Source organism: Pseudomonas sp. R1-15, from assembly GCF_051132085.1.
Classification (GTDB): Bacteria; Pseudomonadota; Gammaproteobacteria; order Pseudomonadales; family Pseudomonadaceae; genus Aquipseudomonas.
In genome coordinates this window covers 2,180,573-2,203,047 of the sequence record NZ_CP071660.1, presented here as the reverse complement: position 1 = coordinate 2,203,047, position 22,475 = coordinate 2,180,573, and the positions used below count along the sequence as shown (strand labels likewise).

General features: G+C 61.4%; 22 protein-coding genes. 13 read left to right on the top strand and 9 right to left on the bottom strand.

Annotated features, from left to right (window positions below; translation table 11 throughout):
• Window positions 1-5 precede the first annotated feature (5 nt).
• The 7 genes from J3P97_RS10015 to J3P97_RS09985 all read left to right on the top strand — a co-directional run bounded on the left by J3P97_RS10015 (window position 6) and on the right by J3P97_RS09985 (window position 4,026).
• A complete protein-coding gene (locus tag J3P97_RS10015) occupies window positions 6-335 on the top strand; it encodes a DUF6388 family protein (RefSeq protein WP_434569001.1) in 330 nt (109 codons plus the stop codon).
• 219 nt (window positions 336-554) lie between these two features.
• On the top strand, window positions 555-947 hold the full coding sequence (gene tusD / locus J3P97_RS10010; RefSeq protein WP_434603751.1) for a sulfurtransferase complex subunit TusD: 393 nt from the start codon (window positions 555-557) through the stop codon (window positions 945-947).
• Window positions 947-1,309: a sulfurtransferase complex subunit TusC gene (tusC, locus tag J3P97_RS10005; RefSeq protein ID WP_434569003.1), complete on the top strand. Its 363-nt coding sequence runs from the start codon at window positions 947-949 to the stop codon at window positions 1,307-1,309. The genes tusD and tusC overlap by 1 nt, the downstream gene beginning before the upstream one ends.
• Entirely contained in the window at window positions 1,309-1,602 is a 294-nt protein-coding gene (gene tusB, locus J3P97_RS10000; protein WP_434603748.1) for a sulfurtransferase complex subunit TusB, read from the top strand. Before tusC ends, tusB begins: the two co-directional genes overlap by 1 nt.
• On the top strand, window positions 1,599-1,934 hold the full coding sequence (locus J3P97_RS09995) for a TusE/DsrC/DsvC family sulfur relay protein (RefSeq protein WP_305495521.1): 336 nt from the start codon (window positions 1,599-1,601) through the stop codon (window positions 1,932-1,934). Before tusB ends, J3P97_RS09995 begins: the two co-directional genes overlap by 4 nt.
• A complete protein-coding gene (locus tag J3P97_RS09990; RefSeq protein ID WP_434569005.1) occupies window positions 1,931-2,932 on the top strand; it encodes a glycosyl transferase family protein in 1,002 nt (333 codons plus the stop codon). Before J3P97_RS09995 ends, J3P97_RS09990 begins: the two co-directional genes overlap by 4 nt.
• 89 nt (window positions 2,933-3,021) lie before the next feature.
• Window positions 3,022-4,026 carry a glutathione S-transferase family protein gene (locus J3P97_RS09985; RefSeq protein ID WP_434674032.1) on the top strand — a complete coding sequence of 335 codons (1,005 nt, stop codon included), beginning with the start codon at window positions 3,022-3,024 and terminating at the stop codon, window positions 4,024-4,026.
• A gap of 132 nt (window positions 4,027-4,158) precedes the next feature.
• On the opposite strand, the gene cysG is transcribed toward J3P97_RS09985, so the two are convergent.
• From cysG to J3P97_RS09955, 6 genes are all read right to left on the bottom strand, one after another.
• On the bottom strand, window positions 4,159-5,553 hold the full coding sequence (gene cysG, locus J3P97_RS09980; RefSeq protein ID WP_434569007.1) for a siroheme synthase CysG: 1,395 nt from the start codon (window positions 5,551-5,553) through the stop codon (window positions 4,159-4,161).
• Entirely contained in the window at window positions 5,554-6,834 is a 1,281-nt protein-coding gene (gene serS / locus J3P97_RS09975; RefSeq protein ID WP_434569008.1) for a serine--tRNA ligase, read from the bottom strand.
• 15 nt (window positions 6,835-6,849) lie between these two features.
• Entirely contained in the window at window positions 6,850-7,224 is a 375-nt protein-coding gene (crcB, locus tag J3P97_RS09970) for a fluoride efflux transporter CrcB (RefSeq protein ID WP_207961507.1), read from the bottom strand.
• A complete protein-coding gene (locus J3P97_RS09965) occupies window positions 7,221-8,546 on the bottom strand; it encodes a replication-associated recombination protein A (RefSeq protein ID WP_434603736.1) in 1,326 nt (441 codons plus the stop codon). Before J3P97_RS09965 ends, crcB begins: the two co-directional genes overlap by 4 nt.
• A 167-nt stretch (window positions 8,547-8,713) precedes the next feature.
• Entirely contained in the window at window positions 8,714-9,337 is a 624-nt protein-coding gene (lolA, locus tag J3P97_RS09960) for an outer membrane lipoprotein chaperone LolA (protein ID WP_186710180.1), read from the bottom strand.
• A 57-nt stretch (window positions 9,338-9,394) separates the two neighbouring features.
• Complete coding sequence (locus tag J3P97_RS09955; RefSeq protein WP_434569010.1) at window positions 9,395-11,800, bottom strand: DNA translocase FtsK; 2,406 nt, start codon at window positions 11,798-11,800, stop codon at window positions 9,395-9,397.
• A 335-nt stretch (window positions 11,801-12,135) separates the two neighbouring features.
• On the opposite strand from J3P97_RS09955, the gene trxB reads away from it, so the two are divergent.
• The 4 genes from trxB to infA all read left to right on the top strand — a co-directional run bounded on the left by trxB (window position 12,136) and on the right by infA (window position 14,984).
• Window positions 12,136-13,095 (top strand): thioredoxin-disulfide reductase, encoded by a 960-nt coding sequence (trxB, locus tag J3P97_RS09950; RefSeq protein WP_434674031.1) that lies wholly within the window; start codon window positions 12,136-12,138, stop codon window positions 13,093-13,095.
• Window positions 13,096-13,162: 67 nt separating this feature from the next.
• Window positions 13,163-13,843: a leucyl/phenylalanyl-tRNA--protein transferase gene (gene aat / locus J3P97_RS09945; protein ID WP_434674030.1), complete on the top strand. Its 681-nt coding sequence runs from the start codon at window positions 13,163-13,165 to the stop codon at window positions 13,841-13,843.
• Window positions 13,844-13,900: 57 nt separating this feature from the next.
• Window positions 13,901-14,608: an arginyltransferase gene (locus J3P97_RS09940; protein ID WP_434569013.1), complete on the top strand. Its 708-nt coding sequence runs from the start codon at window positions 13,901-13,903 to the stop codon at window positions 14,606-14,608.
• Between the two features lie 157 nt (window positions 14,609-14,765).
• Window positions 14,766-14,984, top strand: coding sequence for a translation initiation factor IF-1 (gene infA / locus J3P97_RS09935; RefSeq protein WP_002553999.1), 219 nt, complete (start codon window positions 14,766-14,768; stop codon window positions 14,982-14,984).
• 231 nt (window positions 14,985-15,215) lie between these two features.
• On the opposite strand, the gene clpA is transcribed toward infA, so the two are convergent.
• Window positions 15,216-17,486: an ATP-dependent Clp protease ATP-binding subunit ClpA gene (gene clpA / locus J3P97_RS09930; RefSeq protein WP_434603725.1), complete on the bottom strand. Its 2,271-nt coding sequence runs from the start codon at window positions 17,484-17,486 to the stop codon at window positions 15,216-15,218.
• A 29-nt stretch (window positions 17,487-17,515) separates the two neighbouring features.
• Entirely contained in the window at window positions 17,516-17,878 is a 363-nt protein-coding gene (gene clpS, locus J3P97_RS09925) for an ATP-dependent Clp protease adapter ClpS (RefSeq protein WP_305495541.1), read from the bottom strand.
• A 224-nt stretch (window positions 17,879-18,102) separates the two neighbouring features.
• Between clpS and J3P97_RS09920 the strand changes: the two genes are divergently transcribed.
• Window positions 18,103-18,402, top strand: coding sequence for a cold shock domain-containing protein (locus J3P97_RS09920; protein WP_434674029.1), 300 nt, complete (start codon window positions 18,103-18,105; stop codon window positions 18,400-18,402).
• Window positions 18,403-18,478: 76 nt separating this feature from the next.
• Here J3P97_RS09920 and icd read toward each other — a convergent pair whose 3' ends face one another.
• Window positions 18,479-19,735 carry an NADP-dependent isocitrate dehydrogenase gene (icd, locus tag J3P97_RS09915; protein ID WP_434674028.1) on the bottom strand — a complete coding sequence of 419 codons (1,257 nt, stop codon included), beginning with the start codon at window positions 19,733-19,735 and terminating at the stop codon, window positions 18,479-18,481.
• A 481-nt stretch (window positions 19,736-20,216) separates the two neighbouring features.
• Between icd and J3P97_RS09910 the strand changes: the two genes are divergently transcribed.
• Window positions 20,217-22,442 (top strand): NADP-dependent isocitrate dehydrogenase, encoded by a 2,226-nt coding sequence (locus J3P97_RS09910; protein ID WP_434603720.1) that lies wholly within the window; start codon window positions 20,217-20,219, stop codon window positions 22,440-22,442.
• Window positions 22,443-22,475: the final 33 nt, after the last annotated feature.

Sequence of the window (22,475 nt, the reverse complement as noted above, 5' to 3'; positions counted from 1 at the left end):
CAACCATGGCGGCAACCGGACAGCAGCACGAACGAGCCCTGGAGATCTTTCTCGACGAACGCCCGCAGTTGCGCGTCGAGCTGGACAACCTCAACCCCCTGCTGGCCCAGGCCAAGGGCGAAACCGCTGCGCAGTATCGCGCCGAGCGCTTGCATGAGGCGTTCGAAGCCGAGGCCGAGCGCCTGGGTCTGTTTGCCTGGGAGCTGACGCTGTCGCTGACGGCGGCCTCCGCCGAGGACTACCAGGCCCAGCGCATGGAAGTGCACAGGGAAGTCGCGGAGATGGCGGGAATGGAGTGGGCTGAGTACTGCCAGTTACATGGTCTCATGGACTGAAGTGAACCCCGTGGCGAGGGAGCTTGCTCCCGCTGGCCTGCGCAGCAGGCCCAAAAAGGCGACTCAACTCACCTGACACACCGAGTTGCACGATCCAGGGGCCGCTTCGCAGCCCAGCGGGAGCAAGCTCCCTCGCCACGAAAGCTCCAGCCGTTCCGAGAATCGCCCCGACGCCCATAAAGCTTTATCATGGCCGCAGTTTTACGGATCGGGTCTGTCATGAAGTTCGCCATCGCGCTGTTTTCCGCCGCCCATGCGCCCTCCTCGCGCCGCGCCTTGCTGTTTGCGCAAGCCGCGCTGGCCGGTGGGCATGAGATCGTGCGGCTGTTTTTCTACCAGGACGGCGTCTACAACGCCGATAACAGCATCGTCACGCCTCAGGATGAGCAGGATCTGCCCCGGCAATGGCGAACCTTCGTCAGCGACCATCAGCTCGACGGCGTCGTCTGCATCGCGGCGGCGTTGCGCCGTGGTGTGCTCAACGCTGAAGAGGCCCAGCGCTATCAGCGTTCGGCAATCAGCGTCGAAGCGCCTTGGGCCCTTTCCGGACTGGGTCAGCTGCACGATGCGATCCAGGACGCCGACCGCTTGATCTGTTTTGGAGGCGCATGATGGCCAAGTCGTTATTGCTCATCAGCCGTCAGTCTCCGTGGTCTGGCCCCGGAGCCCGGGAAGCGTTGGACATCGTGCTGGCCGGCGGTGCGTTCGACCTGCCCATTGGCCTGCTGTTTCTCGATGACGGCGTGTTCCAGCTCAGCGCCGGGCAAAACGCCAAGGCCCTCCAGCAAAAAGACCTGAGCGCCAATTTGCAGGCATTGCCGATGTTCGGGGTCGAAGACCTGTTTGTCTGCGCCGACAGCGCCGCCGAGCGTGGCATCGCCACCGATGCCCTGGCACTGGACGCTTTGAAAGTGCTGGGCGCAGCGGACATCGCCGCGCTCATTGACCGTTACGACCAGGTGATCACCCTGTGATGTCGACTTTGCATGTGTTGTCCCACTCGCCGTTCGGTGATAACCGCCTCGCCCGTTGCCTGCGGATACTGGGGAGCCAGGATGCGCTGCTGCTGTGCGGCGACGCGACTTACGCGCTGCAACCTGGCACCGAACCGTTCGCTGCACTCCAGGCCGCCGCTCGCAAGGTGTTCGTCCTTGCCGAAGACGCCCAGGGCCGTGCCCTGGACATTCCGGACTGGGCCGAAGCCATCGATTATCCGGCCTTCGTCGAGCTTTCAATCGAGCATGACAAGGTCAACTCCTGGCTATGAACGTGCTGACCGTGGGCGCGCGCAGCATCGCGCTGGACAAGGACGGCTACCTGGCCGATCTCAATGACTGGTCAACGGAAGTGGCCACAGCCCTGGCCGCCGCCGAAGACATCGAGCTGAGCCCCGAGCACTGGGAAATCCTCGAACTGCTCCGGGCCTTCCACGATGAATTCCAGCTGTCCCCCGCCACTCGGCCGCTGATCAAGTACACCGCGCTGAAACTCGGCGCGGACAAGGGCAACAGCCTGCACCTGAACCGATTGTTCAAAGGCACTCCCGCCAAACTCGCCGCCAAGCTGGCGGGCCTGCCCAAACCGACGAATTGCTTATGACCGACTTTCCTTCGCTGACCCTCGAGACCCCGGCCGAACATCCGTTCGCCCAATTCGTGCGCATCCTTGGCAAAGGCAAGCGTGGCGCCCGCAACCTCACCCGTGAAGAAGCCCGCGAGGCCATGGGCATGGTGCTTGATGAGCAGGTCGAAGAGACCCAGCTCGGCGCCTTCCTGATGCTGTTGCGGCACAAGGAAGAAAGCGCCGAGGAAATGGCCGGCTTCACCGACGCCCTGCGTCAACGCCTGGTGGTTCCACAACTGGCGGTAGACCTCGACTGGCCGACCTACGCCGGGAAGAAGCGCCACCTGCCGTGGTATCTGCTGGCGGCCAAATGCCTGGGACAGAACGGCGTGCGGATCTTCATGCACGGCGGCGGTGCCCACACGGCGGGTCGGCTCTACACCGAACAGTTGCTGGGTTTGCTGGATATTCCCTTGTGCCGCGACTGGCAACAGGTCGGCACGGCGCTGGACACCGGCGGCCTGGCCTTCATGCCGCTGGTGGACTGGGCACCGCAGATGCAACGGATGATCGACCTGCGCAACACCCTCGGCCTGCGCTCGCCGATCCATTCCCTGGCGCGGATCCTCAATCCACTGGGCGCACGTTGCGGTCTGCAAAGCATCTTCCATCCTGGCTACCAGGCCGTGCATCGCGAGGCCAGCGGGTTGCTGGGCGACACCGCCATCGTGATCAAGGGCGACGGCGGCGAGATCGAAATCAATCCGGACGCTGACAGCCATCTGTACGGCACCACCGGTGGCGCCAGTTGGGACGAAGAATGGCCACGCCTGTCGGAGCAGCGCCACGTCAAGCCGGAGCGCCTCGACCCTGAGCATATGAAAGCCGTCTGGCGCGGCGACGTCGAGGACAGCTACCCGCAACTGGCGTTGATCGCCACGATGGCTTTGGCCTTGCGCGGCCTGGGTTTGTCTCGCGAAGAAGCGTTCGACAAAGCCCGGCAGTATTGGGACGCGCGGAACAGATCGATTTAGTCGATCATCAGCGACCAACCTTTGCGCTTTTTGTTCGAACCTATCGGCATAGACTCTTCTCCAACGTTTACCAGGCTGAGGAGATCGAGATGGGTTTGTTGGTCGAGGGCCGCTGGCAGGACCAGTGGTATGAAAGCAAGGACGGCAGTTTCCAGCGTGAACAGGCGCAACGCCGCCACTGGATAACCGCCGACGGCAGCGCCGGTCCTTCCGGCGAGAGCGGCTTCGCCGCCGAAGCCGGTCGTTATCATCTCTATGTGTCCCTCGCCTGCCCCTGGGCCCACCGCACGCTGATCTTGCGCAAGCTCAAGGGCCTGGAAGAGCTGATCGATGTTTCAGTGGTCAGCTACCTGATGCTGGAAAACGGCTGGACCTTCGATCAGGCTCACGGCTCGACGGGCGACAAGCTCGACCACTTCGACTTCCTGCACCAGCGCTACACCGCCGATACACCGAACTACACCGGCCGTGTCACTGTGCCCGCGCTGTGGGATAAACAGCAGCAGCGCATCGTCAACAACGAGTCAGCGGAAATCATCCGCATGTTCAACAGCGCCTTCGATGCTTTGACTGGCAACGACCTGGATCTCTATCCAGAGCACCTGCGCGGCGAAATCGATGGGTTGAACGAGCGCATCTATCCGGCGGTGAACAACGGCGTCTACCGCGCCGGCTTCGCCACCACCCAGACGGCTTACGAAGAAGCCTTTGATCAGCTGTTTGCCGAGCTGGACCGTCTGGAAGCCCTGCTGGACACCCGCCGCTACCTGGCTGGCGAGTACCTGACCGAGGCCGACATCCGCTTGTTCACGACGATGATCCGTTTCGACGCGGTGTACTTCGGTCACTTCAAATGCAACCTGCGACGCATCGCCGATTATCCGAACCTGTCGAACTGGCTGCGGGAGATGTATCAGTGGCCGGGCATTGCCGAGACAGTGGATTTCACCCATATCCAGGGGCATTACTACGGCAGCCACAAGACCATCAACCCCAATGGGATCGTGCCCAAGGGGCCGAAGCAGGACTTCATGGTGGCGCATGATCGAGGGAGGTTGGGTGGGAAAGGGATCTGGCGCGGAGCGCGGGATTGATCTGGAATCTGTGTAATCGTTGAGGGCCTCTTCGCGAGCAGGCTCGCTCCCACAGTTGATCAGTGTTGAAACACAATGGTTACACTCATCCCTGTGGGAGCGAGCCTGCTCGCGAAGGGCGCGGCGCGGTCTTCAGACCTGCCCCTGAGCCCCTTCAAACCAAGCCAGCTTCTCGCGCAACTGCACCACTTCCCCGACGATCACCAGTGTCGGCGCATGCACCTCGTGCTCGGCCACCAGCCGCGGTAGGTCCGCCAAGGTACCGGTAAACACCCGCTGGTTTGAAGTCGTGCCTTGCTGGATGAGCGCCGCTGGCGTGTCCGCCGCGCGACCGTGCTTGATCAATTCGTTGCAAATCACCGGCAGCCCCACCAGGCCCATGTAGAACACCAGCGTCTGCGCTGGCGATACCAGGTCCGCCCAGGGCAGATCGCTGCTGCCGTCCTTGAGATGGCCGGTGATGAAACGCACCGACTGGGCGTAGTCGCGATGGGTCAGCGGGATCCCGGCGTAAGCCGCGCAACCACTGGCCGCCGTAATGCCCGGGACCACCTGGAACGGGATGCCATGGGCCGCCAGTTCTTCGATTTCTTCGCCGCCACGACCGAAGATGAACGGATCGCCGCCCTTCAACCGCACCACACGCTTGCCCTGCCGGGCCAGGTCGACCAATTGCTGGTTGATCTGGTCCTGGGGGACCGCGTGCTCGGACCGGCGCTTGCCGACGTAAACCCGCTCGGCGTCGCGCCGGCACAGCTCGAGGATCGCCGGGGCCACCAGACGGTCGTAAAGCACCACGTCCGCCTGCTGCATCAGGCGCAACGCGCGGAAGGTCAGCAGGTCCGGGTCACCCGGCCCCGCGCCTACCAGATAGACTTCGCCCGGCGCGTTTGGCGCCTGGCCGTCGATCTTCTCGCGCAGCAGCCGCTCGGCCTCGGCGCCCTGCCCGGCCAGTTGACGGTCGGCGATCGGGCCCTGGAAAACCTCTTCCCAGAATGCCCGCCGTTGCTGCACATCGGGAAACAGTTGCTTGACCTGATTGCGAAAGCGCGCCGCCAGGCCGGCCAGTTGCCCGTAGGTCGATGGAATCCAGGTTTCCAGCTTGGCGCGGATCAGCCGTGCCAGCACCGGCGCGTCGCCGCCGCTGGACACCGCAATAACCAGCGGCGAGCGGTCGACGATCGCCGGGAAGATCACGCTGCACAGCGCGGGCGCGTCCACCACGTTGACCGGCACGCAGCGCTTATGGGCGTCGGCCGAAACCTGGGCATTGAGCGGCTCGTCGTCGGTGGCGGCAATGACCAGGCCGCAGCCGTCCATATCCGCTTCGACGTAGCCACGCAGCACGCATTCGCCGCCGCTGCCACTGACCAGTTCCCGCAACTGCGGTTCGATGTCGGGTGCGACCACCCGCAGCAGGGCACCGGCATCCGCCAGCAGGCGAGACTTGCGCAGGGCAATCTCGCCGCCGCCGACCACCAGCACGCGGCTGCCGCGCAGGTTGTGGAACAGTGGCAGATAGTCCATTTAGCCGATGACCTCAATGCCGCCCATGTACGGCTTCAGCACTTCAGGCACCCGGATCGAACCGTCGGCCTGCTGATAGTTTTCCAACACCGCGACCAGCGTACGACCCACCGCCAGGCCGGAGCCGTTGAGGGTATGGACCAGTTCCGGCTTGCCGGTTTCCGGGTTGCGGAAACGCGCCTGCATGCGGCGGGCCTGGAAATCACCGCAGTTGGAGCACGACGAAATCTCGCGGTACTTGTCCTGGCTCGGGATCCAGACTTCCAGATCGTAAGTCTTGACCGCGCTGAAGCCCATGTCGCCGGTGCACAGCGCCAGGGTGCGATACGGCAGCTCGAGCAGTTGCAGGACCTTCTCGGCGTTGGCGGTCAGGCTTTCCAGGGCTTCCATGGATTTCGACGGCTCGACGATCTGCACCATCTCGACCTTGTCGAACTGGTGCTGGCGGATCATGCCGCGAGTGTCACGGCCCGATGCGCCGGCTTCACTGCGGAAGCACGGCGTGTGGGCGACAAACTTGATCGGCAGTTGCCTGGCATCGACGATTTCGCCGGCAACGATGTTGGTCAGCGAGACTTCGGCGGTCGGGATCAGGTACAGATCGGCTTCGCCGTCGCGAGCGATCTTGAACAGGTCTTCCTCGAACTTCGGCAACTGACCGGTGCCTTGCAGTGCCGGTGCCTGGACCAGGTAAGGTGTGTAGGCCTCTTCGTAGCCGTGCTCGGTGACGTGCAGGTTGATCATGAACTGCGCCAGTGCGCGATGCAGACGGGCGATCGGCCCGCGCAGCAGGGCGAAACGCGCGCCCGACAGCTTGGCGGCGGTTTCGAAGTCCAGCCAACCGAATTTCTCGCCCAGGGCGACGTGGTCCTGCACCGGAAAATCAAAGGCTTTCGGCGTGCCCCAGCGACGTACTTCGACGTTGCCGTCTTCGTCTTCACCCACCGGCACCGATTCGTGAGGCAGGTTCGGGATGCCCAGCAGGATCGAATCCAGCTCGCTCTGGATCGCGTCCAGTTCGGTCTTGCCGGCACTCAACTCGCCCGCCATGCGCTCGACATCGGCCATCAGCGGCGCGATGTCTTCGCCGCGCTGCTTGGCCTGACCGATGGACTTGGAGCGCGCGTTACGTTCAGCCTGCAGGGCTTCGGTGCGGGTCTGGACGGTCTTGCGCTGTTCTTCCAGCGCTTCGATGCGCGCGACATCCAGGGCAAAGCCACGGGATGCCAGGCGGTCCGCTACGTCCTGAAGGTTGCTACGTAACAGTTTGGAATCGAGCATGTCGGTCTCTCGTTATCAAAGTTTGGTCAGGGACAGGCCGGCCCAGGTGGCGAGCAGCCCGCCGAACACGCTGATGGCCGCATAGCCCAGGGCCAGCGGCACCTGCCCGCTTTCCAGCAGGCGCACCGTATCCAGTGAAAAGGATGAAAAAGTCGTCAGGCCGCCAAGAAAGCCGACCATCAACCCCGCGCGCACCTCGATGGGCACTTCGGGGCGAATCAGGAACAGGCCGTAAAGAACGCCGATCAGCAGACAGCCCACGATATTAACGGCCAGCGTCGCGGTATAGAAGTGCCGCGGCCAATTTGCACTGATCCAGTTGCCCGTGGCGAAACGCAACAACGTACCGGCAACGCCGCCGGCGGAGACTGCAAGAATCAAGGGGATCACGGTTTTCTCCGCTGCCGTGGACTCAATCGGTCCAATTGCGCCAAGTGGTTGAGCTTCTCGCCGATCTTCAGCTCCAGGCCACGGGGCACCGGCTGATAGAACCGTTGGGGGTCGAGTTCCTCGGGAAAATAGTCTTCGCCGGCGGCGTAAGCGTCAGGCTCGTCATGGGCGTAACGGTATTCCTCGCCGTAGCCCAACTGTTTCATGAGCTTGGTCGGCGCGTTGCGCAGGTGCAACGGCACTTCGAGGGAGCCGTGCTCGGCGGCGCTGCGCATCGCCGCCTTGAAGCCCATGTAGACGGCGTTGCTTTTCGGCGCGCAGGCCAGGTAGGTAATGGCCTGGGCCACGGCGAGCTCGCCTTCCGGACTGCCGAGGCGTTCCTGCACGTCCCAGGCTGCCAGGCACAGGCTCAGCGCGCGCGGATCGGCATTACCGATGTCTTCGCTGGCCATGCGTACTACACGGCGTGCGAGGTACAGCGGATCACAACCGCCATCGATCATTCGCGCAAACCAGTACAACGCGCCGTCCGGGTTGGAGCCGCGCACCGACTTGTGCAGCGCCGAAATCTGGTCGTAGAACGCCTCGCCGCCCTTGTCGAAGCGGCGCCGGGTATCGCCCAGCAGGCTTTGCAGCAGCTCGACACCGATCTCGCTGTCGTCTTCGGCCAGGTCCGAGGCGTTTTCCAGCAGGTTGAGCAGGCGCCGGCCATCGCCGTCGGCAGCGCTGAACAATATCTGGAAACCTTCGTCGCTGAGGCTCAGGTGGCGCTTGCCCAGGCCGCGCTCTTCGGTTAGCGCGCGATGCACCAGCTTGCGCATCGCCGCCTCGTCGAGGCTCTTGAGCACGTAGACCCGCGCGCGGGACAGCAAGGCGTTGTTGAGTTCGAACGAAGGGTTCTCGGTGGTGGCACCGATGAAAATCAGCGTGCCGTCTTCGACATAGGGCAAGAAGGCGTCCTGCTGCGACTTGTTGAAGCGATGCACTTCATCGACGAACAGGATGGTGCGCTTGCCGTACTGGCCGGCCTGCTGCTTGGCGATTTCCACCGCCTGGCGAATCTCCTTGACCCCGGCCAGCACGGCCGACACCGTTTCGAAATGCGCGTCCGAGACTTCCGCCAGCAACCGCGCCAGGGTGGTCTTGCCGACCCCCGGCGGGCCCCAGAAGATCATCGAATGCAGGGCGCCCTGCTCCAGGGCTTCGCGCAGGGGCTTGCCGCGGGCGAGCACATGTTCCTGGCCGACGTACTCATCCAGGTTGGTGGCCCGCAGGCGGGCGGCCAATGGCTGGGCAATCGGGGCGCTTCGAAACAGGTCCATGATTACTTACACAACCTCCGCTGGGTCCTGTTGCCGATCAGTTGAACAATTGAACACCACGATCCCTTGTGGGAGCGAGCCTGCTCGCGAAGCGGTGTATCAGCTACGTCATTGTCAACTGATCCGCCGCCTTCGCGAGCAGGCTCGCTCCCACAAGGGTTACAGCGTTATTCCTGGATCACATCCGCACCCTTGGGGATGTCGAACTTGAACTTGGACGCGGCGATCGGCTCGTTGGCCTTGACCCCTGTGAACAGGATGTTGGTGCGCTGGCCGACACTGTCGATCAGTTGCATGTCGTTGACCAGGCCGTTGCGGAACGACAGGCGCAGGCTGTCGAACAGGCTGTCCTTGGTCTTCGGCTTGAGAGTGAAGTCAATCACGCCACCAGCCTCCTTGGAGGTGATGTCGAAGCTCTGGCTGATCTCCGAGATATCGCCGGAAAGCAACAGCGCCGGCGTCTGGGTCAGGCGCTGGTCGAGGGTCTTGATGGTCACTTGTTCGAGGTCCGGGTCCCACAGGGAGACTTTCTTGCCATCGGACACCATCAGCTGTTCGGCGGGTGCATCGGTGTGCCAGTAGAACAGGCCAGGGCGCTGCAGGGCCATGTCGCCAGCGGTTTCCTGCAACTGGGTGCCGCTGCCGTCGAGGGTCAGCTGGGAGAAACGCGCAGTCAGGGTCTGGGAGCCGCCCAGCAACTGGGTCAGGCGGGCCACATCTTTCTCGCCGGCATGGGCCGACAAGGTAGACAAAGCCAATACGGGCAACAACAGCATGCGAATCAGGCGCATGGGAGTCCTCATGAATTCGTGGGGGGCGAGCGGCGCGTCATCACGCCGCCCGGGTTGTCAGTCGCGCATCGGGCCCGGCGCCAGCACTTCGCGCGAGCCGTTGGTGTTCATGGCCGTCACGACCCCGGCCATTTCCATGGCCTCGATCATGCGTGCGGCGCGGTTGTAGCCGATCTTCAGCTTGCGCTGTACGGCGGAAATCGAGGCACGGCGACTCTCCAGGACGAACTGCACCGCTTCGTCATAGAGCGCATCGGTCTCGGCATCGTCGTCACCGCCGCCACTGCTGCCCTCGAAACCGCTGCCGGCCTCTTCGACACCGTTGAGGATGTCGTCGTTGTATTCAGGCGCGCCACGCAACTTCCAGGCTTCGACCACGCGGTGCACTTCGTCATCGGAGACGAACGCACCGTGGACACGGATCGGCAGGCTGGTGCCGGGCGGCATGTAGAGCATGTCACCGTGGCCGAGCAATTGCTCGGCGCCGCCCTGGTCGATGATGGTCCGCGAGTCGATCTTGCTCGACACCTGGAACGCCATGCGGGTCGGGATGTTGGCCTTGATCAGACCGGTGATCACATCTACCGACGGCCGTTGGGTGGCGAGGATCAGGTGAATACCGGCCGCACGGGCTTTCTGGGCGATACGGGCGATCAGTTCTTCGACCTTCTTGCCGACGATCATCATCATGTCGGCGAATTCGTCCACCACCACCACGATGGTCGGCAGCTTGTGCAACAGCGGCGCTTCGTCGTGGATGCTTTCGCGGTGGTACAGCGGGTCGCTCAACGGCGTGCCGGCTTCCTCGGCCTCCTTGACCTTGGCGTTGAAGCCCGACAGGTTGCGCACGCCCATCTTCGCCATCAGCTTGTAGCGGCGCTCCATCTCGGCAACGCTCCAGCGCAGGGCGTTGGCCGCGTCCTTCATGTCGGTGACCACCGGGCACAGCAGGTGCGGGATGCCTTCGTAGATCGACAATTCGAGCATCTTCGGGTCGATCATGATCAGCTTGGCGTCTTCCGGGCCGGACTTGAACAGGATCGACAGGATCATCGCGTTCACCCCCACCGACTTACCCGAACCGGTGGTACCGGCTACCAGCAGGTGAGGCATCTTCGCCAGGTCGGTGATGACCGGCTTGCCACCGATGTCGTGGCCCAGGGCCAGGGTGACCGGTGACTTGTGATTGTCGTACTCGGGGGTCGAGAGCACCTCGGAGAAGCGCACGATCTGGCGATCCTCGTTGGGGATCTCGATGCCCACGGTGGTCTTGCCCGGGATCACTTCCACCACCCGCACGCTGGTGACCGCCAGGGAGCGCGCCAGGTCCTTCGCGAGGTTGGCGATACGGCTGACCTTGACGCCGGCGGCCGGCTGGATTTCGTAACGGGTAATGACCGGACCCGGATGGATCGAATCCACCGACACCTCGACACCGAACTCCTTGAGCTTGATCTCCAGCAGGTGACCGACGGCCGCCAGGGATTCGGGGGAATAATTGAGTTGTTTCTTTTCGGCAGGATCGAGGATCGAGATCGGCGGCAAGGTCCCTTCCACCGCGCTGTCGACGAACAGCGGCGCCTGTTTTTCCTTCTGCACGCGCTTGCTCTGCTCCGGCGGCTTGGCCGGGGCCATGGTGATAACCGGCGGCACCTGCTTTTCGCGCTCGGACATGTGCTTGCTCAGGGCCTGCTCGCGCTCGATCAGGCGTTCCTTGACCTTGGCCTGCTCGCGTTTGTCCGGAACGGTGGGCGCCACGACGTCATGGACCCGATCGTCCACTTCACGCAGTTGCGCCACCAGTTGCTTGCGTTCGTTGCGCGCCGCCCACCAGCGGTTCAGCGCACCCTGGATCAACTCGATGAGGTCGAGCGTGATCTTGCCGGTCACGTCCATGACCTTGAACCAGGACAGGTCGGTGAACACGGTCAGGCCGAAGAGGAACAGTGCGATGAACAGCAGCGTGCTGCCCTGGATATTCAGGGCATTGCGCGCCAGGTCGCCAAGGCTCTCGCCCAGCGCACCACCCGCCCCGGCCGGCAGGCCGGTGGGTGCGTGGAAATGGATATGTGCCAGCGCGGCGCCTGACAACACCAGGAACACCAGGCCAATCAGGCGCCAGGAGAACAGCCAGCCGCTCCACTGCCAGGGCTCATGGCGCTGACGGAAAATCTGATAGGTCTTGATCGCCAGCAGCAGCGGGAAAATATAGGCGAAATAGCCCAGCACCATGAACAGGATGTCAGCACTGTAGGAACCGGCCGGCCCGCCGAAATTCTGCACGTCTTCAATCTTGCTGTTGTGGCTCCAGCCCGGATCGTCCTTGCCGTAGGTCAGCAAGGCCATCATCAGGAACAGGCACAAGGCCCCAATGGCGATCAACGCACCTTCCTTGAGCCGGTAGTGCAATTGTTGGCGCCAGAGCGGAACGACTGTCTTGGGTGCTGCGGTGGATTTCTTCAAAACGCTTCTTTTCCTGCGCCAATGGCGCGTCCATCTGTTGAATGACTATAAAAACTGCCCACGTGGAGCAGGTAAAAAAAGTGAATGTGCTCAACCGGTACTACTTTTACCACTGAGGCATGTTTTACCACTGTGGCATGCGTCCGGAAAACCGCAGGTGTTGCCGAAGATTTGACCTTTTGCCCGTCCTGCGTTCAAAACTCAAGCATTGTACGGGTTTGTCTTGCCCGAGGCATTGCCCGTGCGCCCGGCGACAACCTGGCCAGAAACGGGTCATCGGGCGCCAATTTGAGCATGCATTCTCTTTTGTGACAAAGGCTTATGAGGTGTTTTTTATGAGCGAAGCGAAGCATTCACGCCTGATCATTCTCGGTTCCGGCCCTGCAGGGTACAGCGCGGCTGTCTATGCGGCCCGCGCCAACCTCAAACCCGTTGTCATTACCGGCATACAGGCCGGTGGCCAGCTCACCACCACGGTCGAAGTCGATAACTGGCCCGGCGATGTCGAAGGCCTGACCGGCCCCGTACTCATGGAGCGCATGCAGCGGCACGCCGAGCGCTTCGACACGCAGATCGTCTACGACCATATCCATACCGCCAAGTTGCAACAGCGACCGTTCGAACTGGTCGGCGACAGCGGCACCTATACCTGCGACGCATTGATCATCGCAACCGGCGCCTCGGCTCAATACCTGGGCCTGTCTTCGGAGGAAACCTTCGCCGGCAAAGGCGTGTCCGCCTGCGCGACCTGCGATGGCTTCTTTTATCGAAACCAGGTGGTGGCCGTTATCGGTGGCGGTAACACGGCGGTTGAAGAAGCCTTGTACCTGTCGAACATCGCCAGGGAAGTTCACCTGATTCACCGCCGCGACAAGCTGCGCGCGGAAAAGATATTGCAGGACAAGCTCTTCGAAAAGGCAGCCAACGGCAATATCCGCCTGCACTGGAACCAGAACCTGGATGAAGTGCTGGGTGACGCCAGCGGCGTGACCGGCGCGCGCCTGCGGCACAGCGAGACGGGCGATACCAGCACGTTATCCCTGGCCGGGGTGTTCATCGCCATCGGGCACAAACCCAACACCGATCTGTTCCAGGGCCAGCTGAAGATGCGCGACGGCTACCTGATTGTGCGCGGCGGCAGCGAAGGCAATGCCACCGCCACTGACATCGAAGGTGTTTTTGCCGCCGGCGACGTGGCTGACCACGTCTATCGCCAGGCCATTACGTCCGCTGGCGCCGGTTGCATGGCCGCGCTGGATGCAGAGAAGTATCTCGATGACATCCCGGCCGTTTGACGGTTAACCTCTAAGGCGGGCCTATGACAGGGCCCGCTCCCCTCCCCTTCTGCAAGTCCGGATAACGATGCTGACCTGGTTACAACGCAACACGTTCGATTTCCCACCGCTGGAAAAAGCCATGCGCGACCCCAGTGGCTTGCTGGCCGCCGGCGGAGACCTTTGCGCCGATCGGTTGATCCAGGCCTATCGTCACGGCTGCTTTCCATGGTTCTCGGAAGGACAGTCGATCCTGTGGTGGTCACCGGACCCGCGCACCGTGCTGTTTCCCGACGAACTGCATGTTTCCCGTAGCCTGAACAAGCTATTGCGCAAGCAGCGCTATCAAGTGACGTTCGACCGGGACTTCGCGGCGGTCATCAAGGCCTGCGCCGCACCCCGCGATTATGCCGACGGCACCTGGATCACCGACGCCATGCAGACCGCTTATCTGGAACTGCACCGGCGTGGCTTCGCCCATTCGGTGGAGGTCTGGGACCAGGACCAGTTGGTGGGCGGCTTGTATGGCCTGGCGATGGGGCAGCTGTTTTTCGGTGAGTCGATGTTCAGCCGGGCCGACAATGCGTCGAAATTCGGCTTCGCAACCCTGGTCCAACATCTCAAGGAAGCGGGTTTCGTGCTCATTGACTGCCAGATGCCCACCGAGCACCTGCACAGCCTGGGCGCCCGGTCGATTCCCCGCGCAGCGTTTGCCGATTACTTGAAGGCGCACCTGGACCAGCCCAACCAGGCCACTTGGCTTTGCTGAGCGATATTCGCGCGACTGGCTTACACTTGAATTGAAGTTTTATCCCGAGGGTTGATCATGACCGAGTTGGCGCGCTTGAAGTTCTATGCCACTCAACCTCACTCTTGCAGTTATCTGCCGGAGGAACAGGCCACGACCCTGTTCCTCGACCCGAGCCAGCCCATGGATGTGCATGTCTACGCAGACCTGTCGGAAATGGGCTTTCGGCGCAGTGGCGATCATCTTTACCGGCCCCATTGCCAGCACTGCAATGCGTGCGTTCCGGCGCGCATTCCCGTGGCGCGATTCACACCCAATCGCCAGCAAAAGCGTATTTTCAAGCGCAACGCCGACTTGCAGGTGCGCCCGGCCAAGCCGCAATTTACCGAAGAATATTTTGACCTGTACCAGCGCTATATCGAGCAACGCCACGCCGATGGCGACATGTACCCGCCCAGCCGGGATCAATTCTCGACGTTCCTGGTGCGCGACCTGCCGTTCTCGCGCTTCTACGAGTTCCGCCTCGATGACCGACTGGTCGCCATCGCCGTCACCGACCTGCTGCCCAATGGGCTTTCGGCGGTGTACACCTTCTATGAGCCCGACGAAGAAAAACGCAGCCTGGGGCGTTTTGCGATTCTCTGGCAGATCAACGAATGCCGGCGCCTGGGCCTGGATGCGGTGTACTTGGGCTACTGGATCAAGAACTGCAAAAAAATGAACTACAAGACCCAATATCGGCCCATTGAATTGCTGATCAATCAGCGGTGGGTTGTCCTGAACTAAGGGCTCGCTCGCAATGAGTGCCCCGATGCAAGTACCCGACTCGTCGAGTATCCCAAGAACCCCTTGGCTTGCCCCCCCTTTTTCGGGCACAATGCACGCCGCTTTTGCCTGGCGCAGTTGCACCGGGCCATTCACTGGATACCGAGGGCTTTACTGCATGTCGAAAGAAGACAGCTTCGAAATGGAAGGCACTGTCGTCGACACCCTGCCCAACACCATGTTTCGTGTGGAGTTGGAAAATGGGCACGTCGTAACCGCGCATATCTCCGGCAAGATGCGCAAGAACTACATTCGTATTCTTACCGGTGACAAAGTGCGCGTCGAGCTGACGCCCTATGACTTGAGCAAAGGGCGCATCACTTACCGCGCTCGCTAACAAGTCAATACAAAACGCCCGGCTCATGTCGGGCGTTTTTGTTTGCCTGGGATTTGATGGCTGCCCCGAAACACTGTGGGAGCGAGCTTGCTCGCGATAGCGGTGGGTCAGTTTGCATCGGTGTCGAATGTGCCGCAGCCATCGCGAGCAAGCTCGCTCCCACATGGGATTACGGTGTCGCATATAGCAAAAAGGCGCCTTTCGGCGCCTTTTGCTTATTGCGATTTACGATCAGGCCATTTCCGCCGTGGTTTCGAAGTCGAACGTCAGCTCGCCATCCTTGATGTCGATGTGGACCACACCGCCATGCTCGGCCAGTTCGCCAAAGAGGATTTCCTCCGCCAGTGGACGCTTGATCTTGTCCTGGATCAGGCGAGCCATTGGCCGCGCTCCCATCGTCACATCGTAGCCACCTTCGGCCAGCCAGCTGCGGGCTGCATCGGTGACTTCCAGCAACACACGCTTGTCTTCGAGCTGCGCCTGGAGTTCGGTAAGGAACTTGTCCACCACGCTCTTGATGACTTCATGACTGAGGCGACCAAACTGGATGATGGTGTCCAGGCGGTTACGGAACTCAGGCGTGAAGCTCTTCTTGATCACTTCCATCGCATCGGACGAGTGGTCCTGATGGGTGAAACCGATCGAAGCGCGCGCGGCGGTTTCAGCGCCGGCGTTGGTGGTCATGATGATGATCACGTTGCGGAAATCCGCCTTGCGCCCGTTGTTGTCGGTCAGCGTACCGTGGTCCATGACCTGCAGCAGCAGGTTGAAGACTTCCGGATGCGCCTTCTCGATTTCATCGAGCAACAGCACGCAGTGCGGCTGCTTGGTGATCGCCTCGGTCAGCAGACCGCCCTGGTCGAACCCGACATAGCCCGGAGGCGCACCAATCAGCCGCGATACGGTGTGACGCTCCATGTACTCGGACATGTCGAAGCGCACCAGCTCGATACCCATCGCCTTGGCCAACTGCCGTGCCGCCTCGGTCTTGCCGACACCGGTAGGCCCGGCGAACAGGAACGAACCGACCGGCTTGTCTGGCGACTTGAGACCTGCACGCGATAGCTTGATGGCGGTCGACAGCGAGTCGATGGCCGCATCCTGGCCGAACACCGTGAGCTTCAGGTCGCGCTCCAGGTTACGCAGCAGCTCCTTGTCGGAACTGGTGACGTGTTTTGGGGGAATCCGCGCGATCTTCGCAACGATGTCCTCGACCTGCGGCACCTCGATGCGCTTGACGCGATTCTCCACCGGTTGCAGGCGCTGATAGGCACCCGCCTCGTCGATGACATCGATGGCTTTGTCCGGCATATGCCGATCATTGATGTAGCGCGAGGCCAGCTCGGCGGCCGCGCGCAACGCTTCGTCGCTGTATTCGATGCTGTGGTGCAGCTCGAAACGCCCTTTCAGGCCGCGCAGGATGCCGATGGTGTCTTCCACCGACGGCTCCGAGACGTCGACTTTCTGGAAACGCCGGGCCAAAGCACGGTCTTTCTCGAAAATGCCACGGAATTCCTGGAACGTGGTCGAGCCGATGCAACGGATATCACCCGACGAGAGCAACGGCTTGAGCAGGTTCGAGGCATCCATGACGCCACCCGACGCAGCACCGGCACCGATAATGGTGTGGATCTCGTCGATGAACAGGATCGCCTGCGGCCGTTTCTTCAGCTCGCCGAGCAGCGCCTTGAAGCGTTTCTCGAAGTCGCCGCGGTATTTGGTACCGGCCAGCAAGGCACCCAGGTCGAGCGAATACACGACACTGTTGGCCAGCAGGTCCGGCACCTGGTTATCGACGATGCGCTTGGCCAGGCCTTCGGCGATCGCGGTCTTGCCCACGCCCGCCTCGCCTACCAGCAGCGGATTGTTCTTGCGACGCCGGGCCAGGATCTGCGCCACGCGCTCGACTTCCGCCTCGCGCCCGACCAGCGGGTCGATACGGCCCTGGCGCGCCAGTTCGTTCAGGTTGCTGGCATAGGCATCCAGGGGATTGCCTGAAGAAGAAGACTCACCGCCCTCGTCGTCCTGCATGTCCTGCTCACCCTCGGAATGATCGCCATGCCCGGGCACCTTGGAGATGCCATGGGCGATGTAGTTGACGACATCGATACGCGCCACGCTCTGCTGCTTGAGCAGGAAGACCGCCTGGCTTTCCTGCTCGCTGAAGATCGCGACCAGGACATTGGCGCCGGTGACTTCGCGCTTGCCCGAGCTCTGTACGTGAAAGACAGCACGCTGCAGTACACGCTGGAAGCCCAGGGTTGGCTGGGTTTCGCGATCCTCGTCGTGAACGGGGATCAATGGCGTGGTGGAGTCGATGAACTCCTGCAGATCATGCTTGAGTTTATCGAGGTTTGCGCCGCAGGCACGCAAAACGGTGGCGGCAGCCTCATTATCCAATAGGGCCAGCAGCAGGTGTTCGACGGTCATGAATTCATGACGCTTCGAACGAGCCTCCTTGAAGGCAAGATTGAGGGTGACTTCGAGCTCGCGGTTTAACATAGCTTCACCTCATACCCAAGTGGTCGGCGTTAACCGTCCTTCTCGATTTCACAGAGTAGCGGATGCTGGCTTTCCCGGGCGTACTGGTTGACCTGCATGGCCTTTGTCTCGGCGATGTCGCGGGTAAACACTCCACATACTGCCCGTCCCTCTGTATGGACGGCCAGCATGACCTTGGTCGCCAGCTCGCGATTCAGGTTAAAAAACACCTCGAGCACTTCGACGACGAAATCCATCGGTGTGTAGTCATCGTTGAACAAAACCACCTTGTACATCGGTGGAGCCTGTAAAGCGGGCTTTGATTCCTGAACAGCAATACCCGCTGAATCGTCGTCATGTAGATCCGGGCGATCCTGATTGAATGTTAGTCGAATCTGGCTGATTGCATGCATGGAAAGAAAGGTTCGTTTAGTTGGCGAATACAGTGATGGGGCCGCTTGCAGGCGATTTCAACCGCTACTGCCCGATCACCTTGACTATCGGCAAATCGGTGTTACAACCAATAGAGCCCACCGTGGGTTAAAAAGGTCCGTGAAGTCAATCCGATTTCGGCGATCGACGGCGGATGATCAGGATGATACTCCCATGGCGGGGTGTGTTGCAGAGGGATATTGGTATGCCGGGCAGCGGGATGACATTCAAGGGCAAGGTCAAATGGTTCAACAACTCCAAGGGCTTCGGGTTTATCAATCGCGATGGCGATCCGAATAAGGAAGACCTGTTCGCTCACTACTCGGCGATCCTGATGGACGGCTACAAGACCTTGAAGGCCGGGCAAACCGTGTCGTTCAGCATGATCCAGGGTCCCAAGGGCGTACACGCGATCGCCATCACGCCCGTCGCGCAGGACAACGCCGACGCCACGCCCGAATCCGTCAACGCCCTGGAGCACGTCATCGCCTCCGAAAAAGGCTGACACACCCGCCCCTCCTCAGGCAAAACGCCCGGATCGATCACTCGAGCCGGGCGTTTTCAGTTGCGTAACGATCCGCCTACATGTGCGAAATCAGTGCATCACCAAAGCCGGAAGACGATACCAGCTTGGCTCCGTCCATCAGGCGTTCGAAGTCATAGGTCACGGTCTTGGCCGAGATCGCGCCGTTGGTGCCCTTGATGATCAGGTCGGCCGCTTCGATCCAGCCCATGTGACGCAGCATCATTTCCGCCGACAGGATCAGCGAACCCGGGTTGACCTGGTCCTTGCCGGCATATTTGGGCGCGGTGCCATGAGTGGCCTCGAACATCGCCACAGTGTCCGACAGGTTGGCACCCGGCGCGATACCGATACCGCCCACTTCGGCCGCCAGGGCGTCGGAGAGATAGTCGCCGTTGAGGTTCAGGGTTGCGATCACGTCGTACTCGGCCGGGCGCAGCAGGATCTGCTGGAGCATGGCGTCGGCGATGGCATCCTTGACCACGACATTCTTGCCGGTCCGCGGATTCTTGAACTGCATCCAGGGCCCGCCGTCGAGCAGGGTTGCGCCGAACTCTTCGGCCGCCACTTCGTAGGCCCATTCCTTGAAGGCACCTTCGGTGAACTTCATGATGTTGCCTTTGTGCACGATGGTCAGCGAATCGCGGTCATTGTCGACAACATATTGCAAGGCTTTGCGCGCCAGACGTTTGGTGCCCTGCTTGGAAACCGGCTTGACGCCGATACCGCAATCTTCGTCGAAGCGGATCTTGGTGACACCCATTTCCTCCTTGAGGAACTTGATGACCTTGGTGGCCTCGGCCGAACCGGCCTTCCATTCGATGCCTGCATAGATGTCTTCGGAGTTCTCGCGGAAGATTGTCATGTCGACATCGCCAGGCTTCTTCACCGGGCTTGGCACACCCTCGAACCAGCGCACCGGGCGCAGGCAGACATACAGGTCCAGCTGCTGGCGCAGCGCGACGTTCAACGAGCGGATACCGCCACCGACCGGCGTGGTCAGCGGGCCCTTGATGGAAACCACGTAGTCCTTGACCGCGTCCAGGGTTTCCTGGGGAAGCCAGGTGTCCTGGTCGTAGACCTGGGTGGCTTTTTCACCGGCATAGACTTCCATCCAGGAAATCTTGCGCTTGCCGCCATAAGCCTTCTCGACCGCGGCGTCGACAACCTTGATCATGACCGGACTGATATCAACGCCAATGCCGTCACCTTCAATGAAAGGGATGATCGGATTGTCGGGAACATTAAGAGAATGGTCTGCATTGACGGTGATTTTGTCACCGACGGCTGGAACCTGAATCTTTTGATACCCCATGCTGAACTCCATTGCTTGGATTGAACATCTGGCTGCGTTCGAGCGTACCCCAGTTGTATCGGCACGCAAACCCTACGTTCGGCCCGTCCTCGGCAAATAAACCGAGTTCGCCGCGTACAAGCCTGAAAACCAAGGGAAAAGCGCCAAACTTGAGCATAGTCCAGCCCCGCGGCCTGCGACGTTTAGACCAATGGACGTGTACGGAAGTCTATGAACCGTCGGCAGATCGCCAGCTACCTATGTATAATGCCGCCGCTGACCACAGGGTCACGATGGCTGACGGCTCTATCACGAGACTTTCCGCCAATTTGAAAGCCGGACCGTTACCGCGGCCCGACCGCTTGACGCTCGACTGATGCACCCAACATCACCGCGAAGAAACCTCGACATTCGGCTCACGGATGACTTTGAACGAACGCGCTTACCCGGCGCCCCTCGAGTTTCTGCGCATGCTTTAGCAAAGAAGAGAGTTAATCCGAATATGCCCACCCGCTCGAAGATCATCTATACCTTCACCGACGAAGCGCCTGCCCTCGCCACCTATTCGCTGCTGCCGATCGTCGAAGCCTTCACCGCTTCGGCCGATATCGCCGTGGAAACCCGCGATATCTCCCTCGCAGGGCGCATCCTGGCCAGCTTCCCCGAGCAACTGGGTGACAAAGCCGTAGCCGACCACCTCGCCGAACTGGGCGACCTGGCCGTCACGCCTGAAGCCAACATCATCAAGCTGCCGAACATCAGCGCCTCGGTGCCGCAACTGCAGGCCGCGATCAAGGAATTGCAGGCCCAGGGCTACGCACTGCCGGACTACCCGGAAACCGTGACCACCGACGCCGAGAAAGAAGTCCGCGCCCGTTACGACAAGGTCAAGGGCAGCGCCGTGAACCCGGTCCTGCGCGAAGGCAACTCCGACCGCCGCGCGCCGCTGTCGGTGAAGAACTACGCTCGCAAGCATCCGCACAAGATGGGCGCCTGGGCTGCCGATTCCAAATCCCACGTGGCCCACATGAGCACCGGCGATTTCTACGGCAGCGAAAAAGCCGCCCTGATCGACGCCGCGGGCAGCGTGAAGATCGAGTTGATCGCCAAGGACGGTACTGCCACTGTCCTGAAGGAAAAAACCACCGTCCAAGCCGGTGAGATCCTCGATTGCGCGGTCATGAGCAAAAATGCCCTGCGCAATTTCATCGCCGCCGAAATCGAAGACGCCAAGCAGAAAGGCGTGTTGCTGTCGGTTCACCTCAAGGCGACCATGATGAAGGTCTCCGACCCGATCATGTTCGGCCAGATCGTGGCTGAGTACTATAAGGACGCGCTGGCCAAGCACGCCCAGGTACTGGAGCAGATCGGCTTCAACCTGAACAACGGCATCGGCGACCTGTACGCCCGCATCAAGGCCCTGCCGGCCGAGCAGCAGGCGCAGATCGAAGCCGACATCCAGGCGGTCTATGCCGTTCGTCCGGCACTGGCGATGGTCAACTCCGACAAAGGCATCACCAACCTGCACGTGCCGAGTGACGTCATCGTCGACGCCTCGATGCCAGCCATGATCCGTGACTCCGGCAAGATGTGGGGCACCGACGGCCAGCTGCACGACACCAAGGCCGTGATCCCGGATCGCTGCTACGCGACCATCTACCAGGCCGTGATCGAAGACTGCAAGCAACACGGCGCCTTCGACCCGACCACCATGGGCAGCGTGCCGAACGTCGGCCTGATGGCCAAGAAAGCCGAAGAGTACGGCTCCCACGACAAGACCTTCCAGATCAAGACTGACGGTGTGGTCCGCGTCTCGGACAACAACGGTCGCACCCTGCTGGAGCAGAACGTCGAGGCTGGCGATATCTTCCGCATGTGCCAGACCAAGGACGCGCCGATCCAGGATTGGGTCAAGCTCGCCGTCAACCGCGCCCGCGCCAGCAGCACCCCGGCAATCTTCTGGCTCGACCCGATGCGCGCCCACGATGGCGTGATGATCGAGAAGGTCCAGGCTTACCTGAAGGATCACGATACCAGCGGCCTGGAGATCCGCATCATGTCGCCTGTCGACGCGATGAAGTTCACCCTGGCGCGTACCCGCGAAGGCAAGGACACCATCTCGGTGACCGGCAACGTACTGCGTGACTACCTGACCGACCTGTTCCCGATCATGGAACTGGGCACCAGCGCCAAGATGCTCTCGATCGTGCCACTGATGAACGGTGGCGGCCTGTTCGAAACCGGCGCCGGCGGCTCGGCACCCAAGCACGTGCAGCAATTGCTGGAAGAGAACTTCCTGCGTTGGGATTCCCTGGGCGAGTTCCTGGCCCTGGCCGCATCCCTGGAACACCTGGGCGTGACCTACAACAACCCGAAAGCACTGGTGCTGGCCAAGACTCTCGACCAGGCGACTGGCGAATTCCTGGACCGCAACAAGTCGCCTTCGCGCAAGGTCGGCGGCATCGACAACCGCGGCAGCCACTTCTACCTGACCCTGTTCTGGGCCCAGGCACTGGCCGCCCAGGATGACGACGCAGCCCTGAAGGCGCAGTTCACCACCCTGGCCAAGACCCTGACCGACAACGAAGAAAAAATCGTTGCCGAGCTCAACGCCGTCCAAGGTAAGCCAGTGGACATCGGCGGCTACTACTTCGCCAACCCCGAGCTGACCAGCAAGGCCATGCGCCCGAGCAACACCTTCAACGCGGCGATTGCTGCGCTGGTATAAGGTTGCAAGGAAACACCACAAACCCCGGCCCTG